The organism is Arsenophonus sp. aPb (assembly GCF_029873475.1).
Classification (GTDB): Bacteria; Pseudomonadota; Gammaproteobacteria; order Enterobacterales; family Enterobacteriaceae; genus Arsenophonus.
Map to the genome: position 1 here is coordinate 829,489 of NZ_CP123499.1, position 17,231 is coordinate 846,719.

Below are 17,231 nucleotides of genomic sequence, written 5' to 3' on the forward strand. Positions count from 1 at the left end.
AAATAGTATTAGCTTTAATGCCAAATTAAAAACTATCAAAATTATCTTTACTAATTATTTTAATAAGTAACAAAATAACGAAATGACTTTATTGAATTTTTTATTAATTGTGTTTTGTAAGATATTTATTTTGAGGATAATAAAATGACTAACATAGCATTTAAAACTAGTCGTTGGACTAGAGCTGATGCGCTTAAAGTTTGTATTGATGATCCAACAACAACCCAACCACTTATTGATTATAATTTTCCAGTTATGGATGAAACATTGTTTATCTGGGATACCATGCCGCTTAGAACGTTAGATGGAACGATTGTTTCGGTTAATGGATGGTCAATCATTTTTACGTTAACGGCTGAAAGACGCCCAGATTTATTTAAATACAAAGATGGTCGGTACGATATAACGAGTGATTGGCATGACCGTCACGGCCGTGCTCGTATCTGCTTTTGGTATTCAAGAGATGGCCAAAGTTGGGAATTCGGTGGTCGAGTGATGCAAGAAGGGGTTTCACCTACTAGTAGAGAATGGGCTGGAACACCGATTCTTATGAATGATAAAGGTGAAATAGAGTTATATTTTTCCTGTGTAACCCCAGGTGCGTGCATGGCTAAAGTTTGTGGTCGGGTTGTTACAACGAACAGGGATGTTAGAATGGTCGGTTTTGACGAAGTAATCCAGCTATTCTCGGCGGATGGTTTTTATTATCAGACCGAAGAACAAAATCAATACTGGAATTTTCGCGATCCATGGCCTTTTATCGATCCTATCGATGGTAAGCTCTATATGGTTTTTGAAGGCAATGTGGCTGGTGAACGTGGTACACATATTATTACCAGTGATGATATGGGGGACATTCCGCCTGGATATGAAGAAGTTGGAGGGGCGCGTTTTCAGTGTGGTTGTATTGGAATTGCGGTAGCAAAAGACAAATCTGGTGAGAACTGGCAGTTACTTCCTCCATTGCTCACTGCTGTAGGCGTGAATGATCAGACTGAACGGCCACATTATGTATTTAAAGACGGTAAATATTATTTATTTACCGTCAGTCATCAGTACACCTATGCCGACGGTTTAAATGGCCCTGATGGGGTATATGGTTTTGTCAGTAATAAACTGCTCGGACCTTATGAACCATTAAATGGCTCTGGTTTAGTTCTTGGAAATCCATCAGCTCGCCCTTATCAAACTTATTCACATTATGTTATGTCCAATGGCTTAGTCACATCATTCATTGATAATATTCCCAATCCTAATATCGATGATGGCAAAGGACAATATCGCATTGGTGGCACTGAGGCACCAACGATCCAAATCAAAATTGAAGGAAACCGTACATTTATGGTGAAAGAATTTGGCTACGGTTATATTCCACCGATGGAAAATGTAGTAGTTAGAAAGAGATGTAGTGGTTAACTAGTTTTAGTTGCTAAATCTATTTTAAATTTTGCCCAGATGAATAGTAATTTAAGAATCGTATTTGCTGGCTAATTTGATATTTTCTGTTCTTTAATCTATTAGTTTCAAATTATGGCTGGAAAATTAACCTATAACATTTAGTTGTTGCTTTTGTACGGCTATTAACTCATATCGATTAGTCAGTAAGAGAGATAAAATTAATTTGATAGATAATCCAGCATTGATATAAAAGATTTTCACCTAATATTCATTGAGAAATAAACGTTTATTTGATTTATAAGAAATGAATACATTATTTATTTTCAAGTAATTAATCTAATTGATTTTATGATGAATATTGAAAATGTTAATGAAAATTATTAAAGATTAATCATATTATTGATTGTTTAATTTAGATTTCTATTGGAATATTTAATTGTCAGATGTTAATTAATTTAAGCATTTTTTATTCGCTTTGATTTAGTATGATTAGCATTCTCCTCTGTTTAAAGGAGAATGCTAAATTTTAAAATTGTGATAATTTTAATTTTGTAATATTAAGTGAGTTTTATCAACCGCAGACAAAAAATTAAAGCGGTAGACATTAATGTCACGCAAACAAAAGCTGCTGGTAGGGTGAACATATGGGCAATACCGCCAATCAAAGCAGGTCCAAGTAAAATACCAGAATAACCTAGCGTTGACACTGCGGCTACGGCTAATGCTTCAGGCATTGCGGTTTGCTTTCCTGAGACAGTAAATAGCATAGGTGCAATATTTGATAATCCAAGACCTATTAGCATAAAGGCTATTGCTAATGTCCATAATGGACCATTGGCTACCAAAATAGCAAAACCAAATACTGCCATAAAGCTACCATTAATAAATACCCGTTGAGCCCCCCATTGGCTAATTGCTTTATCGCCAAAGATGCGGCCAAGCGTCATCATGATGGCAAATAATGTATAGCCTAGCCCGGCATGGTTAGGAGCAATATTCTGTTGACTGAGGAGTAAAATACCACTCCAGTCGAGCATTGAACCTTCCATGATATAAGCGATACAGCATAATAATCCCAAGATAATCACACTACCTTTTGGTAGGACAAAAAAAGGCGTGTCATTAGAGGTAGTATAATTTGTTAGGCCGTTCCAGGTTGATATCATTAATAAACATATAAATAATATAACTAATATAATTACTTGTAATGGTGTAGCGCCTAATGTTAATAACAAGCTAACAATGCCAGCGCCAGCAAATCCTCCTAAGCTAAATAGTGCATGAAAACCTGACATTATTGGTTTTTGTGCTTGTTTTTCGGTCATCACCGCATGAATATTAACGACAACATCCATTGCACCAATACCCGCACCAAACAAAAATAGTGTGATTGCTAATGGTAAAACCGTTTCTATTGAAACGAGTGCTGGTAATGTTACCAGCACTAATATTGTCGCTAGAGTAAATATTCGCCGGCATCCAAAACGAGCTGCTAGCATCCCAGATAATGGCATCATTAATAAAGAGCCCACACCAAAAGCCAGTAGTATCGCCCCCATGGTGCCATTTTCTACCTGTAGTCGTTGCTTAGCTAAAGGTATTAATGGTGCCCAGCTTGCCAAACTAAAGCCAGCAATAAAAAATGCTTTACGAGTTGCAATAATAGGCAAGTGCATAGCTCTCACGATATTTATTTCAGACACAACGAGTTCCTCGACAGCGAACAGATATCTTAAAAAGTGATTGAAAATTAGTTTTAATTTTTCAGCTTGGCAAAATCCACTATCTCATCGAGATGGTTAATGATTGCAGTGGCTTGATGATAACATTGCTGACTAGATAACTTATGCGGCCAGGCATATATCTTACGAAGACCGGCATCATAAGCTGAACTGATACCTAAATCTGTATCTTCAATAACGATGGTGTTATTGATGTTAGCTTTTAGTTGAGTCATCATCGTGAGATAGGGTTCTGGATGAGGTTTGGTACATTTAACATCATTACCCGCAATCAATTTAATAGGGGTCAATAGTTCAAGTAAATTTATGTTTGCTAAACATACATCGCGTGGTGCCGTAGAAACGAATCCAAATGGAATATGTCGTTGTTCCAGTAAATTAATTAAATCAGTGACCCCCGGTCGCAAATATTTTTTAGCTAATTTAGCTTTATAGGTTTCAATTATTTGAGCGGAAACCGATGGTTGCTGTTCTGGTGGGATACCAATATATGATAAGGTTTCCTCTATACTTAGCCCAATTAATTGTTGTGCTGCAATATACTGAGTTTGCTCAGTTACCACTGTGCGTAGAACATCAAAATGTAATTGTTCGCTATCAACAATAACACCGTCTATATCAAAAATAACCGTCAGTTTATCCATTTTACTATTCTGCTTATCAGCTAATTAATATTAGATAGTCGTAGTAGTACTTTGCAGTTGGGCGCTTCAAGTGGAGCCATCGTTTTGTTATTAATATCGCAGCCAACGGTACGAAAAGCGGATAGATAATCGGAAAAATTGAATGTATGGCTTATTAATTTTTCTGCCGGGATTTGTTTGTCGCGGATCATCGCATAAGCACGTTCGAAACTATTATTTAGCGAATCAATTGAACCTATGATTGATAAACTTTTATCAGCGATTTTTAGTACGTCTAGCGTTGCTTTTTTATCCTTCAAGGCAACATTCAGTAATTTACCACCTGGGGCCAGATGAGAAATGAGTAATTCGGTAATTTGGCCGGTGGTATCAATACATAAATCTATTTGACTATTACTTGTACCATACTCTTGTTCTATTGCTGACTGAAAATCATGATAAATTTTACTATTGGGTGGTAAATTTTTACTGGCAAACTGATAACGATGGGAATTTTTTTCAACAATAAATGCATTTACACCTCGTTGATGAAGTACCCACAAATAGAGCATTCCCATTGGGCCTGCACCGATTACCGCAGCACGAATATTAGTATGGGTAATGGCTAGTTTATCGACTCCGGTAATGGTACAACTCAAGGGTTCAGTGAGTGAGGCTGCCTCCATACTAACATGCTCGTCTAACTTAATTAAAAAAGCTTCTTTAGCTCGATATTGATTAGCAAAAGCGCCATCATAAGAAACACCGGCTTCAGTCCCCATTTTCATTTCACAATGATTAGGATTACCAGTTAAACACATCCGACATTTTTGGCAGGCATAAGTTGGATTGATAACAACCCGATCGCCAACTTTAAATTTAGTGACATTCTTACCAATTTCAGTTACTACGCCACTGGCCTCATGACCGAGTGTGGTTCCCGCTATCGCAACCGGATAGTTATCATTAATAATACCGATATCTGTCCCACAAACGCCACATACTGCGATATTAACAATCACATCATCAGCCTCTTGGCAGTGAAGAGCAGGAGTTTCATGGATATTGATTTGCCAAGCTTGTGAATATTTGAGTGCCTTCATGGTATCATTACCTCTGGTTTATTTGATTTTAACTGACTCATTTCATTAAACGTGATATCCAGTTTATTGATAATTTCATCGATATGCTGGCGGGTACAAATGAGTGGTGGACGTACTTTTAAGGTGCAACTTTTACCATAACGCGATCCTCGAATGATAAGATGATGCTTGTTAGCGAGGTCAATAATTTGGGCGGCGTATTCAGGTGATGGTGTGTCGAAACCAAACATATATCCAAGACCACGTACTTTAGTAATATCAGCGTGCTTATTTTGTAATGCAATTAAACTATCTCGTAAATAACCTTCATTTTGTTGTACATTAGCCAAAATATTTTCATCTTCGATGATATCAATAATTTCATTAAGTGCGGTTAATGCTAATGGATTGGCACCAGAAGTACTTGAGTGCTCATAGAATTCAAGCACATCTAATTCTTCTTTCATTAAAATGCCGCCTGTTGGAATACCAATTCCACCTGCACTTTTAGCAAAAACAATAATGTCAGGCTCAAGATCTTTGGCATAACCATTAGAAGCAAAGAATGTTCCTGTACGACCAAAGCCGGTTTGTACTTCATCAGCAATAATAATAATGCCGTATTTATGACAGACATCTTTTATATAGCGGTAGAAATCAGTGGGTATAACAATATTTCCACCATTACCCATAACAGGCTCAATAATAAGACAAGCAATATTGTCATTAGAACCGAGTTGGATAATTTGATCTAGATCGGGATAAGAAGCTAACGTATTTGTTTCTTCAGCACCGGCTAGTATGCTGGGTGGCATAGGAATTTTAAGCGACCCTTCAATATTAATGCGAAAATTTTTGATTCGAAAAGCATTCCCGGATATTTGTGCCGTTGCCAGCGATTGGCCATGATGAGCCAGGTATAGTGAAATGACGCCAGAACGGCCAGTCGCTTTTTGTGCCATTCTTATTGCACCTTCAACAGCACCCGATCCTGAAACATCTCTAAACCAAATACGATTAATTTTTTCAGGAAGATATTTGCTTAATTTTTGTAGAATGCAAATTGACATTTCACGGGTAAAGGCAGAGCTTAAATGGGTACAGCGATCTATTTGCTGCTTTAGTTTATCGGCTATTCTTTTATTAGTGTAGCCAAGTGGTAGATTGAATGTTCCTGAAGCCGCATCAATATATTTATTTCCGTCTATTATTAAGTAGGGGCCGTCACCTTGGTATTTAGCAATGAGAGTTTCAAATGTTGTCTGCATAATATTAAAGCCTCCAATTTAGTGAATATTTTATATTTTATGGTTTTATGATTATTATTTATTAATAAATATCAAAAAATAAATAAAAAAATGATAATTACATATAAATCAAAAAATATTAAAAAAATAAATTAGTATTAAATTAATGGCTATTAACTCTGGTTGCGTTATTTTTTTATTATAAATCAATTTGTTATGTATTTTTTTTGTAATTAATGAATTCATTCGTTCAATGAATTATTTTGAATTTTTATAATTGTAATATCAGTTATAATATCGACGCGATATTAAAAATAATAATTTAAAATTAAAGATTGTGTAGATTAATCTCCATTATGATGTCTTTAATTAAAAAATTAAACAGATAATATTTTTTTTTACAGAGGATGTTAATTTTCTTAAAATATTATTTGATTATAAATATCGATTGATATTTTAAATTAATATTTTACATGATTAGTAATAATTATTTAAAAAATAACTTTAATTAACTAATCAGAAAAATAGTTTAACAACCAGTTAGTGGTGCTTAAATCGATGTTAGATGCTCTCCTGTTAGGAAAAATATCGACCACAACACTTTTTCAATCTGTTTTGCCAGATAAAAATATTTTATTTTTTGTTATTTACTATATTACACTGTATTTTTATACAGTATTGTTGTGGTGATTAATATGGATAATTTGCCTTTATTTTTAGATAAGATCGCTTGTGGCTTTCCATCTCCTGCTCAAGATTATGTTGAAAAGCGGCTTTCTTTAGACAAACAATTAATTCGTTTTCCTGAAAGTACCTATTTTTTGCGGGCATCAGGTCATTCGATGAAAGATGCCGGGATCTTAGATGGTGATTTGCTGATTGTGGAGTGCCATAACACAGCAAAACAGGGTGAGATTGTGATTGCCGAGTTAAATGGAGAATTTACATGTAAATATTTACAATTATCTCCGTTTAAAGCACTTCTTTCAGCTAATTCTGTTTTTCCGCCGATTGTTATCAATGAAGATATGTCGGTACGTATTTTTGGTGTTGTCAGATATGCTATTCATTATTTTTGAGTGACAAAATGTTTGCGCTTATTGATGTTAATAGTTTTTATGTATCTTGCGAGCAAGTTTTTCAGCCTGATTTAAAAGGAAAACCAACGGTTGTTCTTTCTAATAATGATGGCTGTGTTATTTCACGTTCTGAGCAAGCCAAAGCTTTTATAAAAATGGGAGCACCCTGGTTTGAAATTGAGTCGATGGTTAAAGCTAACAATATAGCGGTATTTTCCTCCAATTATACCTACTATGCTGATATGAGTATGCGTGTCATGGAAGTGTTAGCCTCTTTGGTACCCAAATTAGAAGTTTATTCTATTGATGAGGCATTTTGTGATCTCACTGGTATTGACTCATTACACGATTTAACCCAATTCGGTTGTTATCTACAACAACAAATTATGCAACGCTGTCATTTGCCTGTTGGGGTAGGGATAGCCACGACAAAGACGTTAGCGAAATTAGCCAATTTTGCCGCCAAGCAATGGAAAGGTGCAAAAGGTGTTGTTGATCTTAGTCAACGCGATAGGCAACAAAAATTAATGTCTTTAATTGCTGTTGATGAAGTGTGGGGGATAGGTCGAAAATTAGCCAACAAGTTAAAATTAATGAATATTAAAACAGCATTAGATTTAAGCCAACTGCCACCAAGCGATGCGCGCAAATTTGGTTCTGTCGTATTAGAAAGGACAGTCCGCGAATTAAATGGCGTTTCGTGCTTAACATTAGAGCAGCAACAAAAAGCCAAAAAGCAGATAATTTGTTCTCGTTCTTTTGGCCGCAAGATCACCGAGTTTGAATTTGTTAGACAAAGTATTTGTGCGCATGCAGAGCGTGCAGCAGAAAAATTAAGGCAACAAAGACAATGCTGCCGTTTTGTTAGGGTTGCGATCCAAACTAGTCGTTTCTCATCAAGCGACCCGGCTATTTACCGCTATGCGAGCAAAATATTGTCTTATCCAACGCAAGATAGTCGAGATATTATTAAGGCGGCAACGGAGATTTTATTGCAGATATGGCAGCCGGGAGTTAGATATAGCAAAAGTAGTGTCATGCTGAGTGATTTTAGTGAGCCAGATTTGAGCCAACTTTCTCTTTTTGCAACAGAAAAGCCATTAGCTAACGCTTATTCCCTTATGCAAGTGATCGACACTATCAATCAAAATCAAATTGGCAAAATAGGCTTCGCCGGGCAAGGGCTGATTAATAAAAAATATCCTTGGGTAATGAAGCAAGAATATCTTTCTCCTCATTGGACGACGGATATTAATCAAATACCTATCGTAAAATGCTAATGTAAGAAACGGTTTGATAATATTTACACTGCTGTATTTGACTACTGTTTTTGATAAGAGTTGCTGATTTTAGGTTGCCTTGTAATGGTTATTATACGGAGTGTGTCAGATTTTTATTAAACAAATTCAATGCTATTTTTTAATCTATAGTTTGTAGCTGTTTCTTAATGCTCAATGGCTTATTTATCATATCTGTATAGTATATTCCGCTATTAACCAATTTTTAGCACAAAAATAATTGCTAAAAAAATTATTTATTTGTGCAGCAATTTAACAAATAAAAAACATTTGATTATATAGTTTAACATTCGTGAAAATTAAATAATGGAATGTATCATGACATTAGTAAACTCAAACGCCCCATCATCTGCCTGGTTAGCATCTACTTCAGATTTTTCACAACGTAACAAAAGAGCGGCTGAAAATAGAGCCAATGAAGAACAAGCAACAGATAATTTAATAAATTCAGAAAGTATAATACCGCAAAATGAAGAAACGTCATCAACATCACTGGCAAATAACGCTACTACCAAATATGAGTATGAAAGTGTTGCACTTATCAATCAATTGCATCATACATTATCAACTGCTATATCATTATCGACAGAAGATTTTTATTATTCTGTTAACGATGAACAGGTTAGACTCTTATGTGGCCTGCTAACCGAAGAAGGTTATATCACTTGTCAACCTTGCGATATTATTTTAGCCAGTGAGTTGGTAAATCATGTCACTGATTACCTGATCCGCTATAAAGATAATGAAGAGCAGATAGCCAAGCTCGTTAGGTTACTATTAAAACCTTTAGGTGAATATGGGGCTAATCCAGAGGAAAAAATTTCTTCTGCCCGCCAGCAAGCAGCTATTGCCAATTGGTTACAATATGCTGTATTAGGTATAACATTTGAGGCATGGATATTAAAACAAATCAGTGATATCAAATCACAGGGGGATCCCCTATTCCACCATTCCAGTCTGCAAGGTCGGTTATTCAATCAACTCAATAGTCAGAGTGAGTCTGGCAAATTGTCGCCTGACACCTGCGCTTATTTTCAACAGCACGTCATTAATCGTATCATGCCAGCCTTTATGCCACAGGTTGAGGCGCATAAGGATGGGGCAAAACTACCAGGGGTGATGATAAATCAACCAGAATGGGGCTATTTGCATGCCGGACTGACACTATTACAGGAGAGTGGTGCTGACATTAAGGGTATGAGCCTGGTAGAGATTAGTAATAATGGTATGCTGCTGGCCGCACTTTTGCAGGAAAAGCTTGTTACCGCTGAATATAAGCGATACTTCAAAATACCGGCTATGATCCATGAGCAATTAAATCGCGAACAGAGCTCCACCCCAACGTCGGAAATGACCGACGTTTATGACAATTATTTTGATTATTTAACCCAATCTGAACAAAACAATCCCTTTATTAAATTGATTAATTTATCACAAAATTGGAAGTCCCGACCCGAACTAGCTAGTCAAAAATTAACAGCGCATAATATCCCTAGCAGTTGGTTAAATGACTATTTGGATCAAAATAGAGAGGTTACTATTGAAAATGAACAGGGAGAAACGTTTTTATTACCTAATATAGATGAAGTTTTTGCCGAGCAGAACCAACAAATTGCTAAATTTACCGAACAGACAGACAGGATTATGCTACCCCTGGCTTTTAATTCAATCAAACAAGATGATCAAGTCTTTATTGAACGGGCTGACATTAAACTGGTGAAGGCCGAATTTAATGCTATTGGTAGTTATCGCAGTTACCCTATGCGAGGAGCAAGGCGAGGAATGGCTGCGGGTGGATTAATAACCCGGGTGCCTGAATCAATTGATTTGCTACAGTGTAAGTTTAATGGCGAACAACGTATGTACGCATTAACCCTGGAGCAGGATGTAGGGCGTTATAGATTATATCGTGTGGATGAAGATAAACAGTCAATTCTTGGCCTATTTGGTCATGATGGTCGAGCCTATAATGATGATTATAAATTAAAAACCCATCCTATCATGCCTTTAAAAACAGCAAATGATAAAGCCGATATTCTGTTTGAAAAGTTGGCTAAGCGGCATGGTGAAAAATTAGCTGCACAACTGCAAGAGGAAGGTTATCAGGAAACCACCCGGCAAAAAGTCGAGGCTTTTTTCTTAAGTCTTATTCCCTTCTATACCATGATTACTGAGGCACAAAAGGGGAACAAAGGGAAGGCGGTTCTGGCGGGCTCACTTGATCTGTTAAGTTTTTTACCATTTATCGGCAAAGGTGCTCAAGTTGGTAGCCGGTTCAGTATCGCGATGGGAGAAGCAGCAATTAGAGGCTTACGAACTGGATTAATGAAGACTACACTCAGACAAGCATTACGGAAAGGTGGAGAACAATTTGTTAAGTTTGGCATTCCTCATGTAATGAACAGGGTGCCACAGAAAACTTATATTAACTTAGGGATTACTTTTTTACATAGTACTGATCCGGGTTTTGGATTGTTAGTCTCAGGTGGCATAAAAGGAATTAATGCGTTAAAAAATGCGGCAAAGTATTTACAACATGAAATTAAAGGATTAACTCCCTTAATCAAGGCGTTGGAAAAAAAGACACAAGATTTGGCTGCTGAGTCAGTTAAAGCGTTCAAGATGGAGACCGCTTATCATCCTGAATTGGGAAAAGAAGTTCAGATCGTTAATATTGGCCAGCAGCAAGGTAAAGACATTTGGGTACAAGTCAATTTAGAAAACAATACCCTTTTTGGTCGAAAATATCTGCGTAATTCAGCGGGGGAGCTGGAATTAGCACCGATACCAATTCGTGAGCGATTGTATCAACTAACAACCCAGGGAATGGGTGGTAAAGGGGCAAGTAAAGCCGCTCAAAGATGGGCTGCCGAATCTAAGCGAGTAGCAGGATCGGCAGCAAATGCTGAGCGACTCTATAAGCTAAAAGAATTAATTGTTAATCGGGAGGCTAACACGGTTATCAATTTAGCCGATGCGGATTTGAGTAATATAAACTTTAGCAGTTATTTTAATATGTTTAATGTAAAAATAGATCTCTCATTCGCTGACCTATCCAATGCTAATTTAAGTAATAGTAAGCTATATCAAGTTAATCTGAAAAAAGCTAATTTCGATGTTGCTAACTTGGCTCAAAGCAGTCTCATGCATTCAAATTTAACCGAAGCCTCAATGGTGGCCGCTAACCTACGTGACGCTAAATTGAATCAGGCTATTCTGAGGAAGGTTGATCTAAGGGCTGCTGATCTGACAAAAGCGACCCTAAATGGTGTTGATTTGACAGAAGCTAAACTCATGAATAGCCAGCTGGTGGATGCGCAGATGATTTTCACTAAATTAAATAACGCTGATTTAAATAGCGCTGATTTAAATAATGCAATACTGATTAATGCTGATCTGACGCAAGCTGATTTAGTTGGTGCTAACTTGACAGATGCGGATATGACAGCTGCGACACTCACTAAAAGCAACTTAAATGATGCTGAATTAAAAAACGCAATTCTAAATGACGCTGATCTAACTAAAACTAAATTGCATGGAGCAAAATTAATTGGCGTTCAATTGGAAAATGCTAATCTGACAGAAGCTAGACTAGGCCAGACTAACTTATCTCGGGCTAACTTAGCCGGTGCGAAGTTGATAAAAGCTAACTTGGCTGAAAGTAGGATGGTTAATGCTACTTTGTCCAATGCCGATCTATCGAATGCTTATCTAGTTGATGCTGAGTTAATGAATGCTAAATTAATGAATGCTAATTTATATGAGGCTAATCTCACTAACGCGAAGTTGGTTGAGGCTGACTTAACTGGAGCTAAATTAATTAAAACTCGTTTAAATCATGCTATTTTGTTCAAAGCTAATCTAAACAATGCGGATCTAACGCATGCGAAAATGCAGCAGATTGATTTAGCGGCAGCTGATTTGAGTGATGCTGTTCTCAATGGTGCTGATATGAGAGAAGCTAAATTGGCGAACGCTAATTTAATTAAGGCGCAATTACAGGGCGCTGATCTTAGTGAGGCTAAACTAACAGAAGCTGTTCTAAAGGCCGCAGATCTGACGGGTGTTAAGTTGATAAACGCTAAATTAAATGGTGCTGATTTGACTCGTGCTACGCTAATTGGCGTGGATCTGCATGGCGCGCATCTGATTGAAGTTAAATTTAACGACGCTAACATGGCTAAAGCCGATTTGACAGACGCTGATCTGACTGACGCCAAATTGAATGGTGCTAATCTGATTGGTGCTGAGCTAACTAAGGCTAAATTAGGTGGTGCTAAGTTAATAAAAGCACAATTGGATGAAGCTAATCTATCTGATGCTCTATTGATTGAAACTGATTTAACGGAAGCTAGACTGGTAAAAGCAAATTTACATAGTACGGTTTTATTCAAGGCTAATTTGACTGGTGCTGATTTGAGCGAAGCTAAATTGATTGAGGCTGATCTATTAGAAGCTGATTTGAAAAATGCTAATTTAACTGCGGTTAAAATGCATCGAGCGAATTTATCCAAGGTTCAATTGACCAAAACTACCCTAACTGGGGCAGATTTGACTGAAATTAAGTTGAATGGTACTAGTCTAATTAATGCTAACTTAAATAGCGTTGATCTGACCAGGGCGGAACTTAAAGAGGTCGATCTCACCAAAGCAGATTTATCGGCGGCTAAGTTGACAGAAGCGAAATTAGAAGACACTAATCTGACTGAGGCTAATTTGACGCAGGCTAAGTTGAACAAAGCCAGTATGCAGCTAGTTAATTTGACCAAAGCGGAATTAAATGGTGCAAAATTGTATAATGCTGACCTAAGTAAAGCTAAACTCACTGGCGCTAAAATGGCTAACGCTAAATTGGATGAAGCAATATTGATTGCTGCCGAGTTGAATAATGTAGATTTGACTAAAGCGAGTATGCAATTGGTTGATCTAAAGGAGGCCAAATTAAGGGGCGCTAAATTGAATGATGCTGAACTAACTGGAGCTAAACTGAGGAACGCGAAGCTAGAGAACGCTGAATTAATCAATATAAATCTGTCAAAGGCTGATCTATTCCAGGCTGAATTAAGTCAAGCGAAATTAACTGAAGCCAATCTATATAAGGCAGATTTGACTAAAGCAACGTTGACTAAAGCTAAATTAAGAGGCGCTAAATTAAATAAGACTAACTTGACTGAGGTCACGATGGATCAGGCTGATTTATCTGAGGCTGATTTGAGTAGTGCTATGCTCTATAATGCCAGCCTGAGCGGAGTAAATTTCAGTAACGCTATATTAAATGATACAAAATTGAATGGCGCTCAGCTGGTTACTGCTATTTTAACCGAGGCTGATCTGACTAATGCTAATCTGACGGATGCTAAATTGATGTATGCAGATTTAACCGGTGCTAATTTAACCGGTACTAATTTGACTAATGCTATTCTGATTGACGCTAAAATAAATAAAACTAAATTGGCTAATACCAATCTAACCGGCGTTAAATTAATTGGCAATCATCTGGCAGAAGTTCAGTGGCAGGGAATTAGGCTAGCAAACGCTAATCTAAACAGAGTGAAAATGCGTCATGCCAATCTGAGCAAGGCTGATCTCACTAATACTAAATTAGTAGATGCTGAGCTAACAGGGACTGATCTAACAGAAATAAAATTAAATAAAGCCGATTTGTCTAACGCTAACCTAAAAGCGAGTAAACTGATTCGGGCTGATTTGCAGAGTGCTAAACTAAAAAACGCCGATTTAACTAACGCAATATTAACTGATGCTAATCTTGATAGTGCTGACTTAAGTGGCGCGACGTTAGTCGGTACTGATATTAGAAATCTTGATCTCAGTAAGACGACGCTATCACAATTACATATTAGGAATACAGATTTTACTGGCACGGTTCTCAACGATACCTTTACTCTTGGTCTTCCTACCGAATGGAATGACGACAAGCTAGAATTAATGCTTAACCATTTTAATAATTCTGGCAGTATTTTAACCAGCATCAATAGTATTGATAGTGCCTATGATAAGTTAAAAACGGAGCTGGTTATTCAATTAATTCACTCTCTAGATCAGCCAACGATTAATCTCAATCGCGTTACGCTACCGTTATTAGATATTGTCGCTAGATCGCCGTTTATAAAAAATCAGCAAATCAATCAGTTTGTTAATAAACTGCTAGATAATTACTTGAAGGATTACTCATCAGAATTGCTAAGTGCGCTAGAAGCGCATCCGACAATAATTAATAGCTTACTCAATTATTTCGAGCAAAAGCCGAGCTTGATGGTGTTGCCAGGATTCCATAGTAGTTTTATGCAAACTATTTTGGCGGCAAGGAATCAAGGTCTTGATGTTGCAAACACTGGACTGGCTAATAACTTATATGAAAAATATTTAAAACTACCTGAAATTCAGCAACAACTGCAATATGAACAAATTAAAGATATTTTTGGTGATTATGCAGGGAATGTAGATTGGTCAGATAACAGTGCGCAAAACTATCTGTTTTTATCGCCGACTAAGCCAGGCAGAGTATTAGTTGTTGCTGAAAATATCCTGTCACAAATGCTACATCCTAATTCAGAAACCAAATGGGATAATATTTTCCGCTTTCAGGATGGTGAGTATTTAAGCTTTAGCGAGTCTAACTTAGATAAATGCTACAACGAAGAGTTTCCTCTATTCTCTAAATATTATATCTATAATCATCATCAGGCTACATTTGGTAAGTTAATCGAGGCGCTGGATTTGGGTGACCAACTTAAACCTTTATTTCATGATGCCTTGAAAAACAATACATTTACGACAAAATTAGTCGATGATGCCTCGCAACAAGCATTAAGTGATGTTTTTTCTAAGGTACTTAATTTTACTAATAATAGTTTAAAAAGCGAAAATTATAGCCAGATCATGAAATTATATGATTTGACAGCCAGCTCAGAGAGAGAAAAAGCGGAACATTTATTCTCACTATCAGCCGTTTTTACCCGTTATTCCTCCAGCACTATATTTGGCACTGAACATCATTCGCCATTAATGCTAAGGTACTATGCCTATGCTTTAATGGAACAAGCCCACAAATGTGATCCAACCCTAATTGGTCAAAATTTATTTAATGATTGGAAGGCGCGATTATTAGGAACAGAGGATGCTTTCACTTGTACGGCGCTTTTATCTGATGTGATGATTGAGCGAGCAAGAGAACGTTGTAATGAAGTTTTAAAAAGGATCCAACCACCGGCCTGGCGGTAAGGATTCTTATATATTAATCAGTTACTAAATAAAATGGCACTGGTGTTATTTATCACAGTGCCACCATTGAAATACCACTATTTTTGCTTAGCCAGTTTTTCATTGATTACGGCTAACCGATTAGCATATTATTAGTTAATAATACTATTTATTGCCACTCTCTTTAATCTAACTGTAGTAAAATATTTTTATGATATTTTATTAGTAATAAATCTCTTTATATAAAATATTAATTAAATATTGAAAAACCTTCTATCAAAAGAAGAAAAGTATTGCTAATCAGTAAATTTAAATAACTTGTAATAAGATAATAGTGAAGTCATTAACAATAGAGGAAGTTATTATTCTATTATCAAAGTAATTTATTGAAAATTTATAACTCTATTTAATGTCAAATTTATATGCTCTTCTATAATTATTTTTCAATTTTTATTTTGTGACGACAAATAAATAGAGGATAAATTTAATGCAAGATAAATTAGGTAGCCATGACTCGACTAATAAGATAATTAATGGCACTGATGGTAATAATATATTACAAGGAACGACAAGAGATGATGAAATATACGGTCATGGAGGGAATGATAAAATATTTGGTTATGCGGGTAATGATAACTTAGCTGGAGGTGCTGGCAATGATATTATTTCAGCTGGGGACGGTGATGATCACTTGGAAGGTAATTCAGGCGATGATCTCCTACAAGGTGATGCTGGTAATGATAATATCGAAGGGGGAGAAGGAAATGATCATTTAACTGGAGGTAAAGGTGATGATCGAATATTTGGCAATCAGGGAAATGATAATATAGATGGTGATGAGGGAGATGACACCATAGAAGGCGGTGAGGGAAATGATAATATAAAAGGTGGTGAGGGAAATGATAATATAAAAGGCGGTGAGGGATATGACAAAATAGAAGGTGGTGAGGGAAATGATATTATCACAGGTGATGCAGGACGCGATTATATCGATGGGGGTTTAGGAAATGATAATTTAGCTGGTGGTGAGGATAATGACATATTAATCGGCGGTGATGGCAATGACACCATAACCGGCGATAATGGCAATGATGCTATTATAGGCGGCTTTGGCGCCGATCAATTAACCGGTGGTGCTGGCAGTGATATTTTTGTTTATATAACAGTAAATGACTCTTCAGTAGCAGCACCGGATAAAATAAATGATTTTGAAACGGGTATAGATAAAATAAATCTTAATTCACTTAAAAAATTTAATAATGAAGAAGTTGAAATTAAAAAAGTAGCTAGTTTTACTGGAAAAATAAATGAATTATTGCTTGATTATAATGAAAATACTAATGTGACCAATCTAATATTAGATCACGATGGTAATGGGCAAGCAGAATTTAACATTGAAATTGTAGGTAAAGTCGATTTTGAGCAGGATATTGTTACTTAAGAGTTGTAAAAAGTAAAATCGATTAATACGACATTATCATACAACGACTCGAAATAACCGGGTCGTTTGCCGATATAATCTAATAATAAAGCCAGCAAAG

The 17,231-nt window shown here is 36.4% G+C and carries 9 protein-coding genes; 5 read left to right on the top strand and 4 right to left on the bottom strand.

Going from position 1 to position 17,231, the window contains the following annotated elements; translation table 11 throughout:
* The first annotated feature begins 144 nt into the window (after window positions 1-144).
* The gene (locus QE177_RS03535; RefSeq protein ID WP_280551358.1) at window positions 145-1,416 is read left to right on the top strand and encodes a glycoside hydrolase family 68 protein; all 1,272 of its coding nucleotides are present in this window, start codon (window positions 145-147) and stop codon (window positions 1,414-1,416) included.
* A 539-nt stretch (window positions 1,417-1,955) separates the two neighbouring features.
* Here QE177_RS03535 and QE177_RS03540 read toward each other — a convergent pair.
* From QE177_RS03540 to QE177_RS03555, 4 genes are all read right to left on the bottom strand, one after another.
* Window positions 1,956-3,074 (bottom strand): MFS transporter, encoded by a 1,119-nt coding sequence (locus tag QE177_RS03540; RefSeq protein WP_280552203.1) that lies wholly within the window; start codon window positions 3,072-3,074, stop codon window positions 1,956-1,958.
* An 80-nt stretch (window positions 3,075-3,154) separates the two neighbouring features.
* Window positions 3,155-3,784 (bottom strand): HAD family phosphatase, encoded by a 630-nt coding sequence (locus tag QE177_RS03545; RefSeq protein WP_280551359.1) that lies wholly within the window; start codon window positions 3,782-3,784, stop codon window positions 3,155-3,157.
* A gap of 20 nt (window positions 3,785-3,804) precedes the next feature.
* Complete coding sequence (locus QE177_RS03550) at window positions 3,805-4,866, bottom strand: alcohol dehydrogenase catalytic domain-containing protein (protein WP_280551360.1); 1,062 nt, start codon at window positions 4,864-4,866, stop codon at window positions 3,805-3,807.
* Window positions 4,863-6,113, bottom strand: a complete 1,251-nt coding sequence (locus QE177_RS03555) for an aspartate aminotransferase family protein (protein WP_280551361.1) — start codon at window positions 6,111-6,113, stop codon at window positions 4,863-4,865. The genes QE177_RS03550 and QE177_RS03555 overlap by 4 nt, the downstream gene beginning before the upstream one ends.
* 674 nt (window positions 6,114-6,787) lie before the next feature.
* On the opposite strand from QE177_RS03555, the gene umuD reads away from it, so the two are divergent.
* From umuD to QE177_RS03575, 4 genes are all read left to right on the top strand, one after another.
* Window positions 6,788-7,171 (top strand): translesion error-prone DNA polymerase V autoproteolytic subunit, encoded by a 384-nt coding sequence (gene umuD, locus QE177_RS03560; protein ID WP_280551362.1) that lies wholly within the window; start codon window positions 6,788-6,790, stop codon window positions 7,169-7,171.
* Window positions 7,172-7,179: 8 nt separating this feature from the next.
* A complete protein-coding gene (umuC, locus tag QE177_RS03565) occupies window positions 7,180-8,451 on the top strand; it encodes a translesion error-prone DNA polymerase V subunit UmuC (RefSeq protein ID WP_280551363.1) in 1,272 nt (423 codons plus the stop codon).
* 336 nt (window positions 8,452-8,787) lie between these two features.
* Complete coding sequence (locus tag QE177_RS03570; RefSeq protein WP_280551364.1) at window positions 8,788-15,711, top strand: pentapeptide repeat-containing protein; 6,924 nt, start codon at window positions 8,788-8,790, stop codon at window positions 15,709-15,711.
* A gap of 466 nt (window positions 15,712-16,177) precedes the next feature.
* Window positions 16,178-17,131, top strand: a complete 954-nt coding sequence (locus QE177_RS03575; protein WP_280551365.1) for a calcium-binding protein — start codon at window positions 16,178-16,180, stop codon at window positions 17,129-17,131.
* Window positions 17,132-17,231: the final 100 nt, after the last annotated feature.

Bases quoted from the DNA above. Each gene is read 5' to 3' on its own strand.
- QE177_RS03535 (WP_280551358.1), top strand. From the start codon at position 145: ATGACTAACATAGCATTTAAAACTAGTCGTTGGACTAGAGCTGATGCG.
- umuD (WP_280551362.1), top strand. From the start codon at position 6,788: ATGGATAATTTGCCTTTATTTTTAGATAAGATCGCTTGTGGCTTTCCA.
- umuC (WP_280551363.1), top strand. From the start codon at position 7,180: ATGTTTGCGCTTATTGATGTTAATAGTTTTTATGTATCTTGCGAGCAA.
- QE177_RS03555 (WP_280551361.1), bottom strand. From the start codon at position 6,113: ATGCAGACAACATTTGAAACTCTCATTGCTAAATACCAAGGTGACGGC.
- QE177_RS03570 (WP_280551364.1), top strand. From the start codon at position 8,788: ATGACATTAGTAAACTCAAACGCCCCATCATCTGCCTGGTTAGCATCT.
- QE177_RS03545 (WP_280551359.1), bottom strand. From the start codon at position 3,784: ATGGATAAACTGACGGTTATTTTTGATATAGACGGTGTTATTGTTGAT.
- QE177_RS03550 (WP_280551360.1), bottom strand. From the start codon at position 4,866: ATGAAGGCACTCAAATATTCACAAGCTTGGCAAATCAATATCCATGAA.
- QE177_RS03540 (WP_280552203.1), bottom strand. From the start codon at position 3,074: ATGCACTTGCCTATTATTGCAACTCGTAAAGCATTTTTTATTGCTGGC.
- QE177_RS03575 (WP_280551365.1), top strand. From the start codon at position 16,178: ATGCAAGATAAATTAGGTAGCCATGACTCGACTAATAAGATAATTAAT.